Below are 17973 nucleotides of genomic sequence, written 5' to 3'. Positions count from 1 at the left end.
GGACCTCTATAGCAGTTCCGAGTAATAGGCGATGTGTTTCTTGAAAGAGGAGGAAATATCAAAATGATGAATGTTTTGGAGTGCACAGGCTCGCAGCTTCTCGCGATACTCCGGCATCTCGATCAATTGCTGCAGCGCCACCGCCAGTGTCTCGGCATCTTCGGGAGCGACAACGATCCCGCCCTGTGTCCTTTCGATGACTTCACCACAGCCGCCGACGTCAGTCACCACGGAAGGAAGCCCCGCCGCCTGAGCCTCCAGTAGCGAGATTGGCAATCCTTCCCAACTCGAGGACAGGACGAAAATGTCCGAATGACACAGAAGCTGAGGTACGTCCGAACGATTACCCAGCAGCGTCACGACATTGGCTAAGTTTTGTTCAGCGATCTGCTGCTGTATGGCCTGGGTAGTTCCTTCCCTGCCTTCGCCCACGATCGACAGATGAAAAGCCAACTCGGTGCGCGTCTTGACCAGCGCCAGGGCCCGAAGCAGGAGCGGATAGTTCTTCTGTTCACTCAATGCACCAACAGCAATCAAAGAGACGCATGTCGTGTCGACCGTAGGAGTGGCCGTTGCATCCCGCAAGGACATGACACGCTGGGTCAGGATGCCATTATGGATGGTCCTTACGTCCCTTCCATGCGGTACCATCTTCGCCAACACTTCCGTGCACTTATCAGAAATTCCGACATAGCCTCGACTCAACTTCATGAAGGCTTTGAAGAGCCAACTGCGATGGTAGATCTTGATATTGTGGTGCGTGTACACGATGGGCAAGAAAGCCGAGCAAAGAGAAAAAACCAGCAGCCCCGTCAACAGGTGGACATGGATGACGTCGGGTCTGCGCATGCGAATGGCATTGACGGACGAAAGCATGCCCCTGATGGGATTGCGCTTTGTTCCTGCAGGCAGGAAGAAAAACCTGACCCGACTATTTTCCAGCGACTCCAGAAAATTCGCTTCGAACTCGGCACTTCGGCCAATCTCTTTCGCATTCGCGATAAAAGCGATACTGAACTCATGCCCGTTCGCGTTGGCATGCACGCATAAGTCTCTGATATATATCTCCGCCCCACCAGCCGCTGGCGCGGCAATAACATGAAGTATATTCAAAGAGATGCCCTGATCAACTAACGCGAGGTTAATGTACCACTATCAATCTCATATCATTCTGGCTAAAAGATAGGCGATTAATTCTCTCGGATTTCGCGGTCTGTCATGGCTAAAGGCTTCCACTAACACCGGCTTGACCTCGGCCCATGGAAACCTTTCCGAAAATAATCTTCGTGCCAGGCGCAGACAGTTTGCTTTATGCCTTCTTCTAAGCTCAAGCTCATCAAAATATGTATTTTTTTCTGCTTTATTCAAGAACATCAACACGGCACGGTATATTTCATAGTGTTTCGCACTTCGAGTTAGGGACCCTGGACGATAATTTCTGACAAATCCTGGTTCAGCATTCCCTTTACAAGCGTAGCCACTCTTTAAAAGTCTTATCAGCAGATCAAAATCTTCATTATGACTAAGCGTCTCATCCAGCCCTCCAACTTCAATCAGAGGATCCCGACGAAAAAGGTAGTTTCCCATACCGCCCGGAACACCGTCGTCCCTGCCTATGTATCTTGTCGAAGGCATGCCGTCTATTTCCTTGAACGCCACTATCTTTTTATTATCTTCACGGATATAGGATCCATAGACACCGAAGTATTGACTTCCCAAATTTTTTATAAGGTTATATTTATAACAGAGATTCCCTGGCAACATTTTATCGTCGGCATCCAGGAAAGCGATGTATGGTTGGACGGATCGAGAAATCCCGCTGTTTCTTGCACTTGACGGCCCACCGTTTTCTTTCTTGTAATAGCGCAGAGTGACAGCTGTTTTTTGATTCTCTTCAACCACCTGCCGGGCCTCGTCATCATCGGATCCATCGTCGATCACTAGTATTTCGGCGGGCATAACGACCTGCGAAAGCACGGATCGCAACGCCTCTCTTAAATAGCAAGCTTCATTATAAACCGTAATTACCACTGAGATAGGCAGGTGCGGGCTGTTTTCCATGATCAACGGATCCTGACTCTAACTATTTGCCCATTGGCATAAAATAACTACTTGGCTGACGCCCCTCGAAAATTCTGTCGAATACCTCTCTAGCCTGTGCCAAGCTGAATGCACCCGACCTGACGGCCGGCCAGTACTCGGCGGCCTCTCGCCTGATGACGCCCCATTTATTGACGTCGATTCGCACCGAAGCCTTGAGATGACCACTTGCTGACAACGCACAGATACGATGCTGGCCACGAATTATATTTATTCTGTAATCATTGTCTCTTACTAGAACATCTCCGCTAATATCCCCGTCAGAGCCATTACCTCTCATATAGCCAGTAGCCTTGATCGAGGCCATCACCGAGATCAGTCTTCTGAACTCGAGTTCTCCCCTGTCGTCGGACACGGGGCCGAACTGATTCCATTCCCCTCCGGATCTCTCTGATAGACCATGGTCGCTGCTTTCATTGCGCATTATGCGAATCTTGATTTTTTCTTCACGTCTTGAGGGACTGGCAATCCATGGCTCGGTAAACCATAACACTGGCTTCAGGAATAATTTATTCTCGGCCGGCGATATCCCCAGCAGTTCTGAGCCTGTTTTCGGCTGAAAATTCATATAGTACGCCTTCAGCTCTGAATCGCTATAAACAGTTACGTTGCCACTCAGGTAGTTCTGCAGGGTTCTAATATAGGGGTGCGCGGAGTCTTTTGAACAGGAAAAGGCCATGAGGCCCAAACCCCGACAACGCTCAAGGGGAACATCGAATAATATCGGGCATCGGTCCGTACGCTCGAGAGCATCCCAGGGAAACTCGACGAGCCCTCGGAAGTCCGCCGGACCTACATCCGAAGAATAGACAAACCCTTTAGCCTGCAAGATTTCTCTTACTATCGATTTCAATAGGCTTGTTGCCTTACGGAGCATAAAAGCCTCTTGTTTTTTATACAAAATGACGATATCCATCCAGCCGACCGAAACATATCAGGCATGCTCGGCCATTCGCTTGAAGACATCATTTCTGCGTACCAGATCTTCGTAACTTCCTTGGTCGATGACTTTGCCGTGGCTGATCAGGTAGACCTTGTCGCACTGCTTAACCGTGGCCAGTCGATGAGCGATCATGACGATCGTCTTGCTGCCCGAGAAGTCGTGAATGGCATCCATTATCAGCTTTTCGGTAATTCCATCCAGCGCGCTGGTGGCTTCGTCAAGCACCAGAACTTCGGCATTGCCGTAGAGCGCGCGGGCTATGCCGATACGTTGACGTTGACCACCGGAGAGTTGGACCCCGCGCTCGCCCACGAAAGTATCCAGACCGTCAGGCAGGTCGACGAGCAACTCGTCCAGATGCGCCATGCTGGCCGCTTGTTCAACCCGAGCTTCGTCGATTTCCTCCGGCGGCAGACCGAAGGCGATGTTCTCGCGAATGCTGGCATCGCTGAGAAAAATGCTCTGCGGCACAAATCCGAGAATGTTCTGCCACGCTCGTTTATCCTTCTCCTGCAGAGGTTTTCCGTCGATTAACACATTCCCCTGCTGGGGGGTGACTAGTCCTAGAAGCACATCGATCGTCGTGGACTTTCCCGATCCGGAAGCCCCTACCAATCCCACTACCTTCCTGGCCGGAATCGTCAGGTTGAGCCCATGCAGTGCCGGTTCTTTCTTGCCGGGGTAGGCAAAGACGATGTCATCGAGCGTTATCGACTGTCGCGGCGCCAGTCGTTTCAAGTTCGCGGTGCTACTCTTCTCCGCCGGTGCCTGGCTGTAGTCTTGAGTACCGGCATACATGCCGTCCCGTATGGATTCAAAAGCGGCCATGTTGCCGCGAATGCTCGAGACACTGGCATAGATCTTCTGGAATGCCGGTAATAGCTTGAAACCCGCCAAGGCATATATGGACAGCATCGGGAGAATACTGCCCAAGCTGCCTTGATGGGACGTCAATAAGTAGAGCACCAGGAAGACGACGGCACTGAATGCAATTGCCTCTATAGCGTAGCGGGGCACTTGGCTGAGCGCCAGGGTCGTGCCATGACTCTGTGCGAAGCTCTCGCTGGCATCGACAAACCGTTCGACAAAAAGTGCTTGCCTGCCCAGCAACAGTGTATCTTTGATGCCTCCAAACCCCTCCCCCATAAGCTTGAACCGTAACGTCTGCTGCCTGGACACTCGCTTTCCATTCTCGACCAGGCGCCGGCGTACGATGCGATAAAGGAGGAGATAAGCAGTGCCGAACAACAACACGCCGGCCACCGCCACCATCGGGTTGTAGAAGAACATGGCCAGCATCAGCATCAGCACCAGAACCAACTTGGCATTCATCTGCATGAGCGGGTTGATGATGTAGTTGGTAACGCGCAGCGACTCCTGGGCAATCTGATTGGTCAAATGGCTGCTGCTATTGCCCGCATGGAACAGCCAAGGCTGATACATGTAATGCCTGAACAGGCGACTGGACAGCTCGGCACCGACATGGGTGCTGTACAGCGCCAGACACCATACGGTGTACATTGAGAACAGCGCCGCTAACAGCAGGATGGTAAGTACCCCGACCCCCACCCAGAACAGGAAGGTTTCCGGCGAGGAGAGCCCACTCAGTTGATACAGCTTCGCCGGCAGGCCATTCCCCTGTAGCTGACTCATATCTCCCACCAGCGCCATGAAGGGACCGATGGCCAGGACACTGGCCATCTCGGCGAACGACATGACGATGACCAGTACCTGGAGATACAGCAGTTTCTTACGCTGCTCCGAAGTCAGGAGCAGGTAGAGCTCTTTCATATTCTGCAGCATGGCATCGGGCCCCAGCCAGGTAATTACTTGTAGGAGTAACTGTAATCGCCATAGCCATAGCTCGCCGCAGCCTTACGTTCCATGGCATTAAGAATGCATCCTTTCACTTCGACACCCGCGTTTTGCAGGCGCCGCAGGGCGATTCTGACCTCCCGCGGCGGATTCATCTCGAAACGTGCCACCAGCAGGCTGGTACCGACCTGCTTGCCGACGATGGCGGCATCGGTCACCGCAAGCGTGGGTGGCGTATCGATGATCACCAGGTCGTACTGTGCGCTTACCTGATGAAGCAATTCGGTAAAGCTCTGTTGCATCAGCAGTTCTGACGGGTTGGGCGGCACGATACCGCGCGACATGTAATACAACCCCTCCAGTTCGCTGGCCCGAATTGCATGCTGCAGATCCAGCCTGCCGGACAGGACCTCGGAGAGCCCCGCTTCCGAACGATCGTTGAAGGCATGGTGGATGGTCCCCTTGCGCATGTCGGCATCGATCAGCAAGACTCGCTGACCGGCTTGCGCGCATACCACCGCCAAGTTGGAGCTGACGAAGCTTTTACCGATCTCGGGACTTGGACCAGTGATCATGAGGCAGTTGTTGGCCGCGTCCAGCATGGCGAAATGCATGCTGGTGCGTAACCCGCGTAAGGCCTCGACGGCGGTATCAGTGGGGTTGAGCTTGGCCAGCAGGCCACTGTTGACGGGCTTGCCTGTCTTGTCGTGGCGATGCTTGATGCGTTTGAAAAGTTTCAACTGGTCTTCGGAGAGCGGGATCGTGGCATAGACCGGCAGCCCCAGCTCCTCCAACTGCTCGGGGTTCTCGATACCCCGGTTGAGCAAGCCGCGTATTATGACTGCCCCCGTTGCCAGCATGGCGCCAAGCACGGTGAACAGCAGTACGATCGTCATTGCCTTGGGCGCGATGGGGCCGCCCCCGACCACGGCCGAATCGATAATGCGCACGTTGCCCACGGTGCCGGCCTTGGCGATGTTGAGCTCCTGCATGCGATTGAGCAGTTGAACGTAAATCTGCTGGGTGACTTCCACATCGCGCGTCATACGCAGGATCTGCTGCTGGGTCTCGGGCAGGTTGGCGGTACGCTGCTCGAGATTGGCCTGCTCGCGCTGAAGTTGCGCCTTTTTCTCCAGAAGTGCGGCGTAGACCGGATGATTGGGCGTGTAGCGCCGCGACAGCTCGGACTCCTGCATCTGCAGTTCGTTCAGGCGAGCCTCGACATCCACCATGCCGGTCAGCATATTCTGGGTTTCGAGGGTGAGATTGACGCTGTCCTGTTCTGACCGGTAAAGATTCAGGCGATCTTCCGCCTCCTTCAGCTGATCGCGCACTTTGGGCATTTGCTTTTCGAGAAATGCCAGGCTCTGTTCTGCCTCAGCCGCCTGGCGCGCAATGTTCTGCGCCAAATACACTTCGGTAATCGCATCCAGCGTGGTGTTGATCTCGGCGGGATCTGGGCCCGTCAGCGTCAGCTCCAGAACTCCCGTATCGGTACCCTTCTGAGCCACTGTGAAGCGCGACTTGAGAGAGCCGATGGCCGCTTGCCGACTGCGCTTCATCACAATGAACTGGGCACCCGGAGGCGCCTGGATATCACCGACTTCGAGCTCGATCCAGGGCGATTGAATCTGCAGCATTTCCCCTACGATGCCCGTCCCCAAAGGTTGACCTTCCTCATTCAATAGACGGTAACGGCCTTCATCCAGCACCTCGAACGTCAGCGGCTGGCCAATGGCCTCCGGCCCTACACTCAGCGACTCGACCCGGATCTCCTCGTTAGCCCAGATTTCCGGCCGACCCTGGGCGAATGCGGGGCGCGGGATAGCGTAGCGAATCAGCGCATCGCCCAGTACCGGAGGTGTCACGGGCTTCACCACCGTATCCAGATTGACCTGGTATACCGCCCGCCCGAGAATCAAGCGCGACTGCAATATCTCCATCTGGGCGGCGGAACTGGGCCCCTCTTTGCCAAGCAATGCGGCCGCTTCTTCTTGGCTGTTACCGGGACCTCCCGTCTTCTCCACCTGGACCAGCGCATCGCCCTGATAGATGGGTGTCGCCAGCAGCACGTAGACTATGCCACCGAGGGCGAACAGGAGCGTGACGAAGAGGATCTTCCATTTGTTGTCCACCAGCAATCCGAACAGGCGCCCCAAGTCGATGATTTCATCGCTTGAGGCCGTGCTTCTTGCCACCGCCGGGAAGGGTTGTTCTGAAGACATGGCATTTCTTGGGATGAGACTGGTCATAGCGGGGGGCAGTCCCTGAGTTTGGCTCGCCAGGTGTCGGCGGCACAGATCAATAACTGATGAACGTGAACGAAGGCCTCACGGCTCTTGCGGTAGGGGTCGGGAATTTCGTATCCCTGAACACTGCCATCCGGGAGCCAGCGTCCGAAGAGCATGGTCTTGCCGATCGCAGCCGGCGAGAGTTCGCCGATATGTCGACGCTGGCCTTCGCTCATGACCAGCACCAAGTCGGCGGATTCGATCATCTCGCGGTGAATCTGTCGCGCCCGGTGCGTGTCGACTAGCAGCCCATCGGCCTCGGCCAACTCTCTGGCGAAGGGAGCGACACCGTGACCTTCGAGCTGACCCACGGCGAGCCCCGCCGAGGCTATCCGTCGTCCCGGCAGGTGCGTCCCGAGCAAAGCGGCGCCGACCGGGCTGCGACAGATATTGCCTCTGCACACCACGAGTATTGTTTCGAACATGAAGGCTTACAGATCGCCAATTTCGTTCGATGAATTAGCGACCGAACCGGGCAAGGTCACCGACGGTAACAGGAGGCTGATGACGTTGTTCCAACGTGCCAGCGGTGCTGCCGTGACGTAGACTACGTCCTGCGGCTCCAGCGGGAAGTAAGTTCCCATGTTCAGTGCCACGGCGTTCGTGATGTCCAACTGATAGACGGTGGCAAGTTTCTCGCTACCCTGCGGATTACCGCGAATCACGAAGATACCCGAAGGCTCGGCACGGGTTTCTATCACGCCACCGGCACGCGCCAGGGCGGAGGTCAACGTCAGACGCTCGTTGCCCACCTGGATGTTGCCGGCGTTACGCACTTGACCCAGCACTGCGACATTCTCATTTTCCGCGGAAGGCACGTACAGCACATCGCCGGCATAGAGCAGACGGTTCTGGGTCAGGTCACCCTGTTTCAGCATCTTGAACAGCGACAATTCGATCTCCTCGCTACCGCGGTTCAGAGTGACGTCATGCCAGTTAGCGGTTGCGCTCGGCCCTCCCGCCTGGCTGATGGCATCGAGCACGGTCATCGGCACGTTGGTGATTGGCAGCATTCCAGGATTGCCGACCGCACCGCTGACGTATACCCGCTTGGAGCGATAGGCAGCGACGTTGACCTCAACCTGGGGGTCGGTAATGTAAGTGGATAGGCGCCGGGCAATGATGTCGCGGATCTGGTTGACGGTCTTACCCTCGACTTTCACCCGGCCAATATAAGGATAGTAGAGCGTGCCGTCGGCATGCACGACGGTGCCGGTCTCCGCGGCGCTACGCTCGCTACCTGCGGGTATGGTGAGTTCGGGGTGATCGTAGACGATGATGCTCAGTACATCTCCGGGGCCCACATCGTACTGATAGGAGTCGATCTTGTTACGTAACTCCGGAGTCATGCTTTGCGCCTTGATGCCGTTCATCCGTCCACGGTATGTCGCGATGAGTTCGGGCGTGATAGGTACGATATCGACCTTATCGTCCAAGGCAACGTCTTCTTCGGAATCGTAAGCGATATCTCCCCCCGGCGCGAAGGCGCATCCCGCCGTTACGGTCATGGAAAGAAGGACGATAACGGACCACCAGTTACGCATCTTTATTTTCATTGTTGATTCCATCTTCAGCGCTAGAGGTTGGAACCTTGAAGGAAGAGGATAACCAACGGCTCCATTGATATGTCATATCCGGAATTTGCATTACGTTTTTTTCCACGCTACCGCCCGAGAGTTTTCATGCGACGTTACTTTCAGGCCGCCTCTAACGCACTGAAAACCACTTGCGGGTTAACAGTATAGTTACAAAAACCAAGATTTGACTACATAAGCTTACTCACTGAAGGAGCTTCTGCATAACTGTTTTTCCTCATGCCTTTTAGCATTAGAAGGGTTGGCTGAAGCCAATATCTTGCGGACAAAAAACCAGCCTATACAGCAAATATTTATAGCTATTTATCAATGGCCCGAAGTCACCCTGAAACCCAATAGGTATTAGCAATTCTAAAATAATATAACTAGAAAACTAATCTAGAATAGCGAAAACAACCCACCAGGATTCGCAGCCAGCCAAAGTGCCGGGACAAAAAATGAAAGACGCTGAACGACGCTAATTAGCTTAAAGATTCCATGAATAAAGCAAAAAGACTGGATGGCATAAAGATCATTTTCCTCATACCTCCGCCCGCCACACCAGGGCCAGCACTATCGCTTCCATGCCTGACTGGCAATAAAAAGCGAAGGGTCAGCCTGGCGCTCGGGCTGCCCTTCGTGGTTGGTCATCGGCTTCATGGTCCACGTAGCGGCTAGCGATTACCACAGCTAGCCGCTACGCCGTGCTTTCTGGTTTCTGGCGGCTGCTTATGCAATTTCGTTCACGATCTGGCCAGCATTGATCCCCACGAAACCAACGTCCTCGCTGATATGCTCCATTTCGCTATCGCCGGACTGTTCCTCCTCGATGAAGATCGTGGCTCCATCGGCACCGATCGCCTGGGCGCGCACGGTGGCAGGATCCGCATCATTGAGCGTCTGCATCCCGGCCAGGAAGGCGATATCATCGAGACTGGTGCCAAACGGAATTTCGAAGGGCGCATCACCCACCTGTTGCCCAGTACGCCCCGCCAATAATCCCTCGGCGGCTCCCTCATCGATGGCGATCCAACCAAAGGATTCCGTACCGTGCGGCACGGCTGCGGCCTCTTCGCTCTGCAGGCGCAGATCGAAACCACTGCCGCTGACGGCATCGACTCGGTGAACAACGGCCGAAGCGTCATTGACGCTCAGGGTCTGGGCCAGCACCACGGGGGTTCCGGTGAAGTCCGTGCCGAAGCCGAAGGTCTGGGCCTCGGCACTGACCTGGCCCTTGCCGGCGGCGACGGTCATTCCATTGTCCAGGGTATGAGTGCCACTCTCGATGGCCAGCCAGCTGAGCGACTCTTGCTCATGGATACCATCCAGGTAATCCCACTCGTCGATCTGGAACTCGAAACCGGTATCCGTCACGTTATTCACACGCACCGTAACCGGCTCGCCGTCGTTGTTCGTGAGCGGCCCCATGACCACCGCGGGATCGGCAAGCGGTTCACCGAAAGTGACGCTTGTCCAGGTTTCGCCATCCACCTGCGAGAGCGACACGTTGCCACTTTCCCCGATGATCTCCGGCGCCGTCGCGGTCGAACTCGTCGTCATCGACTCGCTCACCGGCATCCCGTTCGATTCCAGATAGACCGGCTCGGTGACCGGCCCCAGCGCGAATCCCCGCGAGGTCGTCGGATCCTCAATCACCGCAGCGACGAAACCCAGTGGCAGCGTGTCGTCGCCTGGGAAACTGGCAGTGCCGTTGAGAAACTGGCTGTACGTGAACTGATCGGAAACATCCGCGGTGCCATCGGCGCCCAGTTGCACGTCAACGAACTGGAATTCCGCCGCGTTATTGACCGGGAAGTCCTCGCCGGACAGGCGCCAATCGACGATATCCGCCAGACTGTCAGTGGTGTTGGCCACGGGCTGATGCCCCTTGGTCATGATTACCCGGACCCATGCGCCGGCCGGACCGGAGACCAGCACCACCGGCACTTCACCACCGTAACTACCCGCCTCGCCGGAGGCCACGCCGTTCACGCTGAGGCTGGCCTGCTGGTTCTGGGGCGCTTCGGTGACCCGCGCCTGGGCGCCGGACTGGCTGCCGTCGCCCATCAACTGCGCACTGGCTACGCTGGCGTCGGTGAACATGATGTAGGCCATCGAGCCGATCATCTCGGCGCCGGAGACGCCGCCCACGTCCCAATCGGGCACGGAATCGGTATCGACGCCGGCCGCACCGTCCTTTTCCATGCCGGCGATGGAGTTGGGGTCCATGTCGCCGCTGAAGCCGACGACTTCCCCCTGGGTGAATCCGCCATCGTTCGTGGCCGAGAACTTGAGCAGCGCGCCCCGATAGCCGCCGTTGTTGTCAGGATCGGTCGGTTCCGGGTCGGCCCCGGGCAGGAAGTAGTGCTCGTAGCCCGACGGCTGGAGCGCGCCCGTACCGCCGCCGCTGTTGACGGCCCATGTCTTGAAGGCGGTATCGCCGCCTTTGCCGTCGGGATCGAACACGCTGTCGCCATAAAGCGCGGTGCGCACGTCGAAGAAAACGGCCGCGATCTTCTTGTCGCCGGTGTTAGTGACTTTGAAGGAGTTGTTACCGTAGTTCGATTCCTGAACATCGGAGCCCAGAGTCACCGTCACGGTGGCCGAGCCGACTGCCCCCGCCTCGTAGGTGTCGGGCGTCTCTACACTGGCGCCGGCGAAGATCTGCTCGGCGTCGATCAGCGCGGGGTCGCCCGTCGCATCCGGCGAAGTGAGGTTGAGATACTCCCAACTCGCCTCGTACGAACCCAGCGTCCCGTAGTCGTTCGAAGTCACGCCCACCGCGGTCGCCGCCGCCGGTTCGGTCAGGTTCGCCAGTACCGCGCCGGGCAGCGCCTCGGCCTGGGCCGTGACGAAGCCCGCGCTCGGCGTGGCGCGCAACCCGCCAAGTATCGCACCGTCGCTGCCGAGGAAGGTCACCTCCGGGGTGGCCGTGCCTGAGGCCTTGTCGATGACCAGCGTCATCTCCACCGCCGCCACATCGCTCAGCCCCAGATTGGCATCGTTGAGTAAGTCGTCGAGCTTGTAGTCCGTATCAATCCCTCCACTGCTGTCGGGATTGGACCAGATCTGGATCGCGTTGCCTTTATGCCCGCCGAACACCAGCTTGACCAGCTCGTTGTTGCCTTGGCTACCGAGCCCGAAGACGAGGCCCTGCTGGGCATAGTTGGGAATGGTGTCGGTAGCCAGACCCTGAGCCGCCAGCGCCGCCGGGAAGGGGTTGTCGAAGCGCGACGCGATGCGGATTTCATTGAGAACGTCGTCGCTGAGATCGACGTACTTGATGAAGTCGTTGACGCTCTGGCCCTTGATGATATCGCCATTCGAGGTATTGACCACCAGCTCGCCGTCGATGATCTGGGTGATCATCGCGGCGTCACTGACCCCGCCCAGCACGTCGTCGAAACCGCCCTCGTCCAGCGGCTCGCCAACGGTCTCGAAGTCCAGCGCAAAGTACACGCCGTCGGCCGGCGGCTCCGGCGTCCGGTCGTCTTCGTTCACGCTGCCGCTGGCGGTATCGGCATTCGGGTCAACGGCATACTGTTCGCCGGCGATGTCGATCAGCGCGACCGTGACCGTATCGGGGCCGTCGTCGACGTCGTCATTGGCCACGTCGATCGTGAGCTCGCCGACCCCGTCGGTGAAGATCACCGTCTGGGTCCGAGAGGTCGCCCCGCCGTTGGTCGAGTAGGTCACATCCAAGGTGGCGTCGACATCGGCGTTGGCACTGAGCAGGAAGGTCAGCGCGGTCGTGCCCGTGTCGCCGCTTTCGGTGGCATTCGCGGCATCGCTGATAGCAATCAGTGCGGGATCGCCGCCGCCGGGGTCGCCCGTTGCATCCGGCGAGGTGACGTTGAGATACTCCCAACTCGCCTCAAACGAACCCAGCGTCCCGTAGTCGTTCGAAGTCACGCCCACCGCGGTCGCCGCCGCCGAGTCGGTCAGATTCGCCAGCACCGCGCCGGGCAGGGTCTCGGCCTGGGCCGTGACGAAGCCCGCGCTCGGCGTGGCGCGCAGCCCGCCGAGTATCGCACCGCCGCTGCCGAGGAAGGTCACCTCCGGGGTGACCGTGCCTGCGGCCTTGTCGATGACCAGCGTCATCTCCACCGCCGCCACATCGCTCAGCCCCAGGCTGGCATCGTTGAGCAGGTCGCCGAGCTCGTAGACGCTGTTGACACCCTCCGGGTCGCTCTTGCCGGTGGGGTTCGACCAGATCTGCACCATGTTGCCGCCGGCGCCGCCGAACACCAGCTTGACCAGTTCGTTGTTGCCCTGGCTGCCGAGCCCGAAGACAAGGCCCTGCTGGGCATAGTTGGGAATGGTGTCGGTAGCCAGACCCTGAGCCGCCAGTGCCGCCGGGAAGGGGTTGTCGAAGCGCGACGCGATGCGGATTTCATTGAGAACGTCGTCGCTAAGGTCGACGTACTTGATGAAGTCGTTGACGCTCTGGCCCTTGATGATATCGCCATTCGAGGTATTGACCACCAGCTCGCCGCCGATGATCTGGGTGATCATCGCGGCGTCACTGACCCCGCCCAGCACGTCGTCGAAACCGCCCTCGTCCAGCGGCTCGCCAACGGTCTCGAAGTCCAGCGCGAGAAGCGCATCAGGCGCCGACCCGATGGTGAAGTCGGTCTCGTAGGCGGCGACGCCGTTTCCGGCCTTGTCCTGATAGCTATCGGCGGCGACACCGACAGTGTAGAAACCGTCACTCCATGAATTGGTGTCGGCCGGCGGCGTCAGTTCATAGTTGACGGTCACGGTCTTGCCATCATCACTGATCGTGATCGCATCGCCTCCCGGCGCCAGCGTCACCGTCGCCGGCTCGATTCCCGTAAAGACGAGCTCGTTGCCATCGAGGGAGTCGGGATCGATCCCCGCGTTGTCGGTGATCACCACCGTGGCGAGAATCGGGCTGTCGTTGTCGAGCGGCTCCTCGAGCGTGATCGACTGGACCACCGGTGGCTCGTCGTCAGGTATCACGGTGCCCGGCCCCAGTTGCTTGATCTCGATGGCATTGATCTTGGGATTCTGGGCGCCGTGATTGAACGCCAGATTCAAGACGTCGTCTTCCACGTTCACGGTATAGGAGCGCGAAAATCCGACACCCAGCAGCTCCTGCTGACTGGCATCGGCACCGTAGATGTCAATGGCTTCTTGCAGCGGGTTGATCCCGGAAAGTACGGCGGGCACGCGGCCTTCGACCTCGACGTCGAAAATGCGGTCGCCGCCGTAATCGAAGATGCCGGCCCAGTTTTCGGTGTAATACAGCGTGATCGTGTAGTTTCCACCGGGCGTGACCGGGAAGGCGTACTCCAGCTTGGGTGAGGCGATATCATTGTCGCTTCGCTCATTGACGAAGAGCTGCCAGGGAACGGGATCACTCGCGAGATGGGCGAGATCGACCTCGCTCTGCTCGTTCGTCATGTTGTTGCTGTAGGTATCCGCCGTATTACCGGCCAGGTAGGGGAAGTTGGAATCGGTATCCCCCAGCCAGTCCATGCCGCCGTCGATGGCGGCTACTGTGCCGGCCCCGGCGTTGACCCGATAGAGCAGCGTTTCGATCTTGTAGGAGATCTGGGTACCATGCTCGGTCTGCTCGACATCGAACGTCGAGGGCCCGTCCGCCGGATCGAAGCCGGCGAACTGGTCGCCGGGCAGGCTCAGCGTCGCCGTTTCGCCGGTCTGCGGATCGGTCAGGGTCAGCGTCAATACACCATTCACCGTGCTGTAGCCGATATGGCCGGCTTCCAGTACAGAGTCGAGAATTACCAGGCGATCGTCCGACATGAAGTCGGTGATCACGCTGCCATCGATATCCGCGAATGTCCCACGGATGCTGTCGGCACCACCATTACCGATGAAGGTATTGGCTCCCGAACCAGCGATCAGGATGTTGTCGCCGCTATTGCCGGTGACCGTAAAGTCGGCGGAGGAGCCGCTGCCGTCGAAGTTCTCGACGCTGTCGTCCAAGGGAGCCAGATCGGTATCGGTACCGGTGTAGACGATGGTATCGACCCCGTCGGTCCCCTCGGCCCCGACTTCAGCCGCGGTATCGGCCGCGATTTCGTTGCTCAGCGCATCGATGCGCAGATTATAGAAATCGATCGCCGCCAGCCTACTTTCGCTGGCCGCATCAGCGGCGGATGTCTCGGCGAGAAAGCCCACGGCCGCACCTGAGGGCAGCGTGGTATCGCCATCGGTGATGGTGTGCGATCCAGTCAGGATATCCTGGAGCACGCCTGCAGGGAGTGTGAAGTTGCCCAGATCCAGCGACGTGATGCCGTCGGCATTGTCCAGTTGATAGCCCGCCTTGACCGCGAAGCTATCGCCGATGTCCACCTCCAGATACAGATCCAGACTCGCCACATCGCTATTGCCGAGCTCCGGCGCGGCAACGCTGGTCAGCTTGGTATAGTCGTCGTCAATCTCATAGCCGACCTCGAAACCGGCCGCCAGGACACCATCGATCATCACGGCCCCGAAGACCAGGCGCAGGTAGTTGGCCTGAGTTCCATCGCTGAGCATGATCCCGGTGAGTTGGCCGTTCTTGATCCCGCTGGTCTGTGCGGGAATCCAGTTCTTGATCTTGGAGCTCATCATCAGACGCTCGACGTCCGGCCCCGGCTTGATGCCGACATGCATCGCGTCGCGCGCACTGTTCTCGGTCCCGACAACGGTGCCCCCGGCTACCTTCTTGATCTGGAAGATCGGCGCATTGCCACCGGGAATGATGTTACCCCCCAGGTCGTAGAGGCCATCTTCCTGCTGGTCCGCGTCAAAGCCCTCTTCCGCCGTCTTGGCATCGCGGTTGGGCGTGACGCCATCGAGCGCCGCTCCCATCAGCCCCGTATCAAGGATCGTCCCAGGATAAGGGCTTTGCGTGGTGTCGAAATCAAGCAGCACCCGCTCGCCCACGCCCAGGTCGAAGCCGTTGTCGGTGCTGAACTCGAAAGGATCGTTAAAGTGATCGACGCCATCGCCATCTTGATCAGTGGGATCGATGATTTCGCTGCCAGCCAGCGGCACCGCCCCGTTATTGGGCTGCAGGATCTCGATCAGCGGTCCGTTCTGCTTGTAGACCGTGGTCCATACCGAGCCTTGGAAGGCCTTCTCGCCCTCGAAGGCGGTGAGATCGTCGCCGATCGACGCCAATCCCAGCGGCGCCCCGCTGACGTCGACGACGGTGCGGTCCTGGGCCAGCGTCTGCCCGCTGCTGCCGACCACGGACTGCATGCTGCCATCGGCGTCACGCCCCATCACGGTCAGCGTGCCCTGGTTGAGGCTGGCGGCGAGGATCGCCCCGGACATCTTCACGCCGCTCTCGGGATCGTCGAGTATCGTCGAGGTGTATTCGGTCAAGCCGTTGACCGAGCCCTTGCCGGAGTCGACGGAGCCATCGGTATATCCGCCCTCGAGGTAGTCGCTCTCGATGGGATTGAGAGTGGCGACGACATCGTCGAAATCCACCGGCATGCCACCCACCCCAAGCACCGCCTCACCGTTGATGCTCGTCGTGCCGTCGGGATAGTCGCTTGTGAGATAGGCCTTGCCCACGTCGGTGATGTAGTACGACTCGCCCGGCGTGACGCCGATCACCCTACCGGTCAGGTCACCCCGCGCCAGCGTGTCGTAATTGCTCTCGACCTCGGCCAGCCAGGCGATCACCGCATCGTAGTCGCTGCTGTCGGGACCCTGCTTGTCGACGTTCGATAACAGCAGAAAGGCATTTTGCACGCCATTCTGTGGGGTGAAGAGAATGCCCGATTGCCCCCCGCTCGCGCGGGTGGGGTTGGGATGGCCACCATAGACCAGCGTCAGCGTCTCGCCGCTGTCCGGGTCCAGCCACTCATAGGTGGCCGCACCACCCTGGCCGGCCGACAGTGTGCGCCCGGCCAGGTCGTCGGAGCGGGTGATCTCGTGAAACTGGTCGTAGTTCTTGGGATCCCAGTCCTCCAGGTTGATGGGATCGCCACTATTGCCGTCGCCATTGTTGAGGTTCGTGGCGATGTAATTGGCCAGTTGCGCATAATCCACCGTCCCGCCATCGTCACCCGCCTCGCCGATCGGTCGACCGCCCCAACTGTTGTTGCTGCCGTTGTCGTAGGTCCAGACCCGACCGTCTTCGGTCACCTCGACATCATAAGAGTTGCGATATCCCGCCGAGTAGATCTGCACAGGGCCGTCGGGATCGATCTTGCCGCCATTGAGGCCATCGTTGCCGCCGAAGGGATCGTTTTCGTCAGGATTGCCGTCGCGTGTCGGATCATCCAGCGTAGGCACGTCATAGATGTACTGGCGTCCCGACAGCGGATCGGTGAGCGTCTCCATGGCGTTGAGTTGATCGAGGTCGATCTCGAGAATCGCGGCACTATAGGCGGTCTCCTGCTGGCCGCCGAAATTGTTGGATGGCGCCCCATTGTTGGCATTGCCGCCATTGGCCACGATCAGGCGCTGACCGGTCAGATTACCTGCGTCATCGAACTCCTGGACGACCTCCAGACCATTGAGCGCATGATTTTCTTCCGAGCGCGCCAGGCCACGAACGATATCGACGGCCGACCAGCCGGTTTCGATCTGATCGATCCGGGTGATCGTGCCGGAATTGGTGTCGAGGCCCGTGTCGTTACCATCGGCGCCTGCACCGATACGGCTGTCGCTGGAAGTGACGTAGAGGGTCACCGCCGGCTTGCCACCGATCGTTACGGCTTGACCGGCAACGTCATACTGCTGGACGACCGCTATACCGGTCACCTGACGCCCGCTGCTGACGGCAGGGCTGCCATCATCGTTGAAGTTGGGGATGTTCTTGACCAGGCCGAGCGTTTCGGCCTCGGTGACATAGAATGAGTTCACGTCACTTGCGTCGCCGGGGGTCGGATCGCCGAAGGCGACGGTAAGCACCTTGACGCTGCCATTGACTTCCGTCACGTAAAGGCGCCCATCCGGCCCCCACGCCAGCGCCGTCGGCTGAGCCAGAGAGACGATACCGTTGAGGTCGAGACTGCTCTTGGAAAAATTGTTGGTGACCATGCTTGAACATCCCGTGAACGTGTTAGCCGGTTTCAGTCAGAAAATCGTTCATCAGGGCGCGGGCGGGCCACCACATTATCGAAAGTAAGAAAACATCGGAGAGAATCGAAACATAGTCGATTCTTCGTTCGAGTGACCATGAGTTATTGAAGAATAAGCCCTTTATATTTCATGGTCGGCAATGTGGCTTTTCGAAGCCGGTTATCGCTCCTGATTA

General features: G+C 58.1%; 8 protein-coding genes. All 8 read right to left on the bottom strand.

The window, feature by feature from the left end; all coding sequences use genetic code 11:
• Positions 1 to 6 precede the first annotated feature (6 nt).
• The 8 genes from HALZIN_RS0106740 to HALZIN_RS0106710 all read right to left on the bottom strand — a co-directional run bounded on the left by HALZIN_RS0106740 (position 7) and on the right by HALZIN_RS0106710 (position 17756).
• Entirely contained in the window at positions 7 to 1113 is a 1107-nt protein-coding gene (locus HALZIN_RS0106740; protein ID WP_084173413.1) for a glycosyltransferase, read from the bottom strand.
• Positions 1114 to 1161: 48 nt separating this feature from the next.
• Positions 1162 to 2061, bottom strand: a complete 900-nt coding sequence (locus HALZIN_RS17425; RefSeq protein WP_084173411.1) for a glycosyltransferase family 2 protein — start codon at positions 2059 to 2061, stop codon at positions 1162 to 1164.
• A 22-nt stretch (positions 2062 to 2083) separates the two neighbouring features.
• The gene (locus HALZIN_RS0106735; RefSeq protein WP_051907420.1) at positions 2084 to 3016 is read right to left on the bottom strand and encodes a hypothetical protein; all 933 of its coding nucleotides are present in this window, start codon (positions 3014 to 3016) and stop codon (positions 2084 to 2086) included.
• Between the two features lie 18 nt (positions 3017 to 3034).
• Positions 3035 to 4846 (bottom strand): ABC transporter ATP-binding protein, encoded by a 1812-nt coding sequence (locus HALZIN_RS0106730; protein ID WP_031383465.1) that lies wholly within the window; start codon positions 4844 to 4846, stop codon positions 3035 to 3037.
• A 23-nt stretch (positions 4847 to 4869) separates the two neighbouring features.
• A complete protein-coding gene (locus tag HALZIN_RS0106725; RefSeq protein ID WP_051907419.1) occupies positions 4870 to 7083 on the bottom strand; it encodes a polysaccharide biosynthesis tyrosine autokinase in 2214 nt (737 codons plus the stop codon).
• A 23-nt stretch (positions 7084 to 7106) separates the two neighbouring features.
• The gene (locus HALZIN_RS0106720; RefSeq protein WP_031383463.1) at positions 7107 to 7574 is read right to left on the bottom strand and encodes an arsenate reductase/protein-tyrosine-phosphatase family protein; all 468 of its coding nucleotides are present in this window, start codon (positions 7572 to 7574) and stop codon (positions 7107 to 7109) included.
• A gap of 6 nt (positions 7575 to 7580) precedes the next feature.
• Positions 7581 to 8705: a polysaccharide export protein gene (locus HALZIN_RS0106715; RefSeq protein ID WP_031383462.1), complete on the bottom strand. Its 1125-nt coding sequence runs from the start codon at positions 8703 to 8705 to the stop codon at positions 7581 to 7583.
• Positions 8706 to 9452: 747 nt separating this feature from the next.
• Complete coding sequence (locus HALZIN_RS0106710) at positions 9453 to 17756, bottom strand: malectin domain-containing carbohydrate-binding protein (protein ID WP_031383461.1); 8304 nt, start codon at positions 17754 to 17756, stop codon at positions 9453 to 9455.
• Between the last annotated feature and the right edge of the window lie 217 nt (positions 17757 to 17973).

The sequence above is a fragment of the Halomonas zincidurans B6 genome (genome assembly GCF_000731955.1).
Lineage (GTDB): Bacteria > Pseudomonadota > Gammaproteobacteria > Pseudomonadales > Halomonadaceae > Modicisalibacter > Modicisalibacter zincidurans.
The sequence above is the reverse complement of the archived record's forward strand: the minus strand, read 5'-3'. Positions and strand labels throughout refer to the sequence as shown.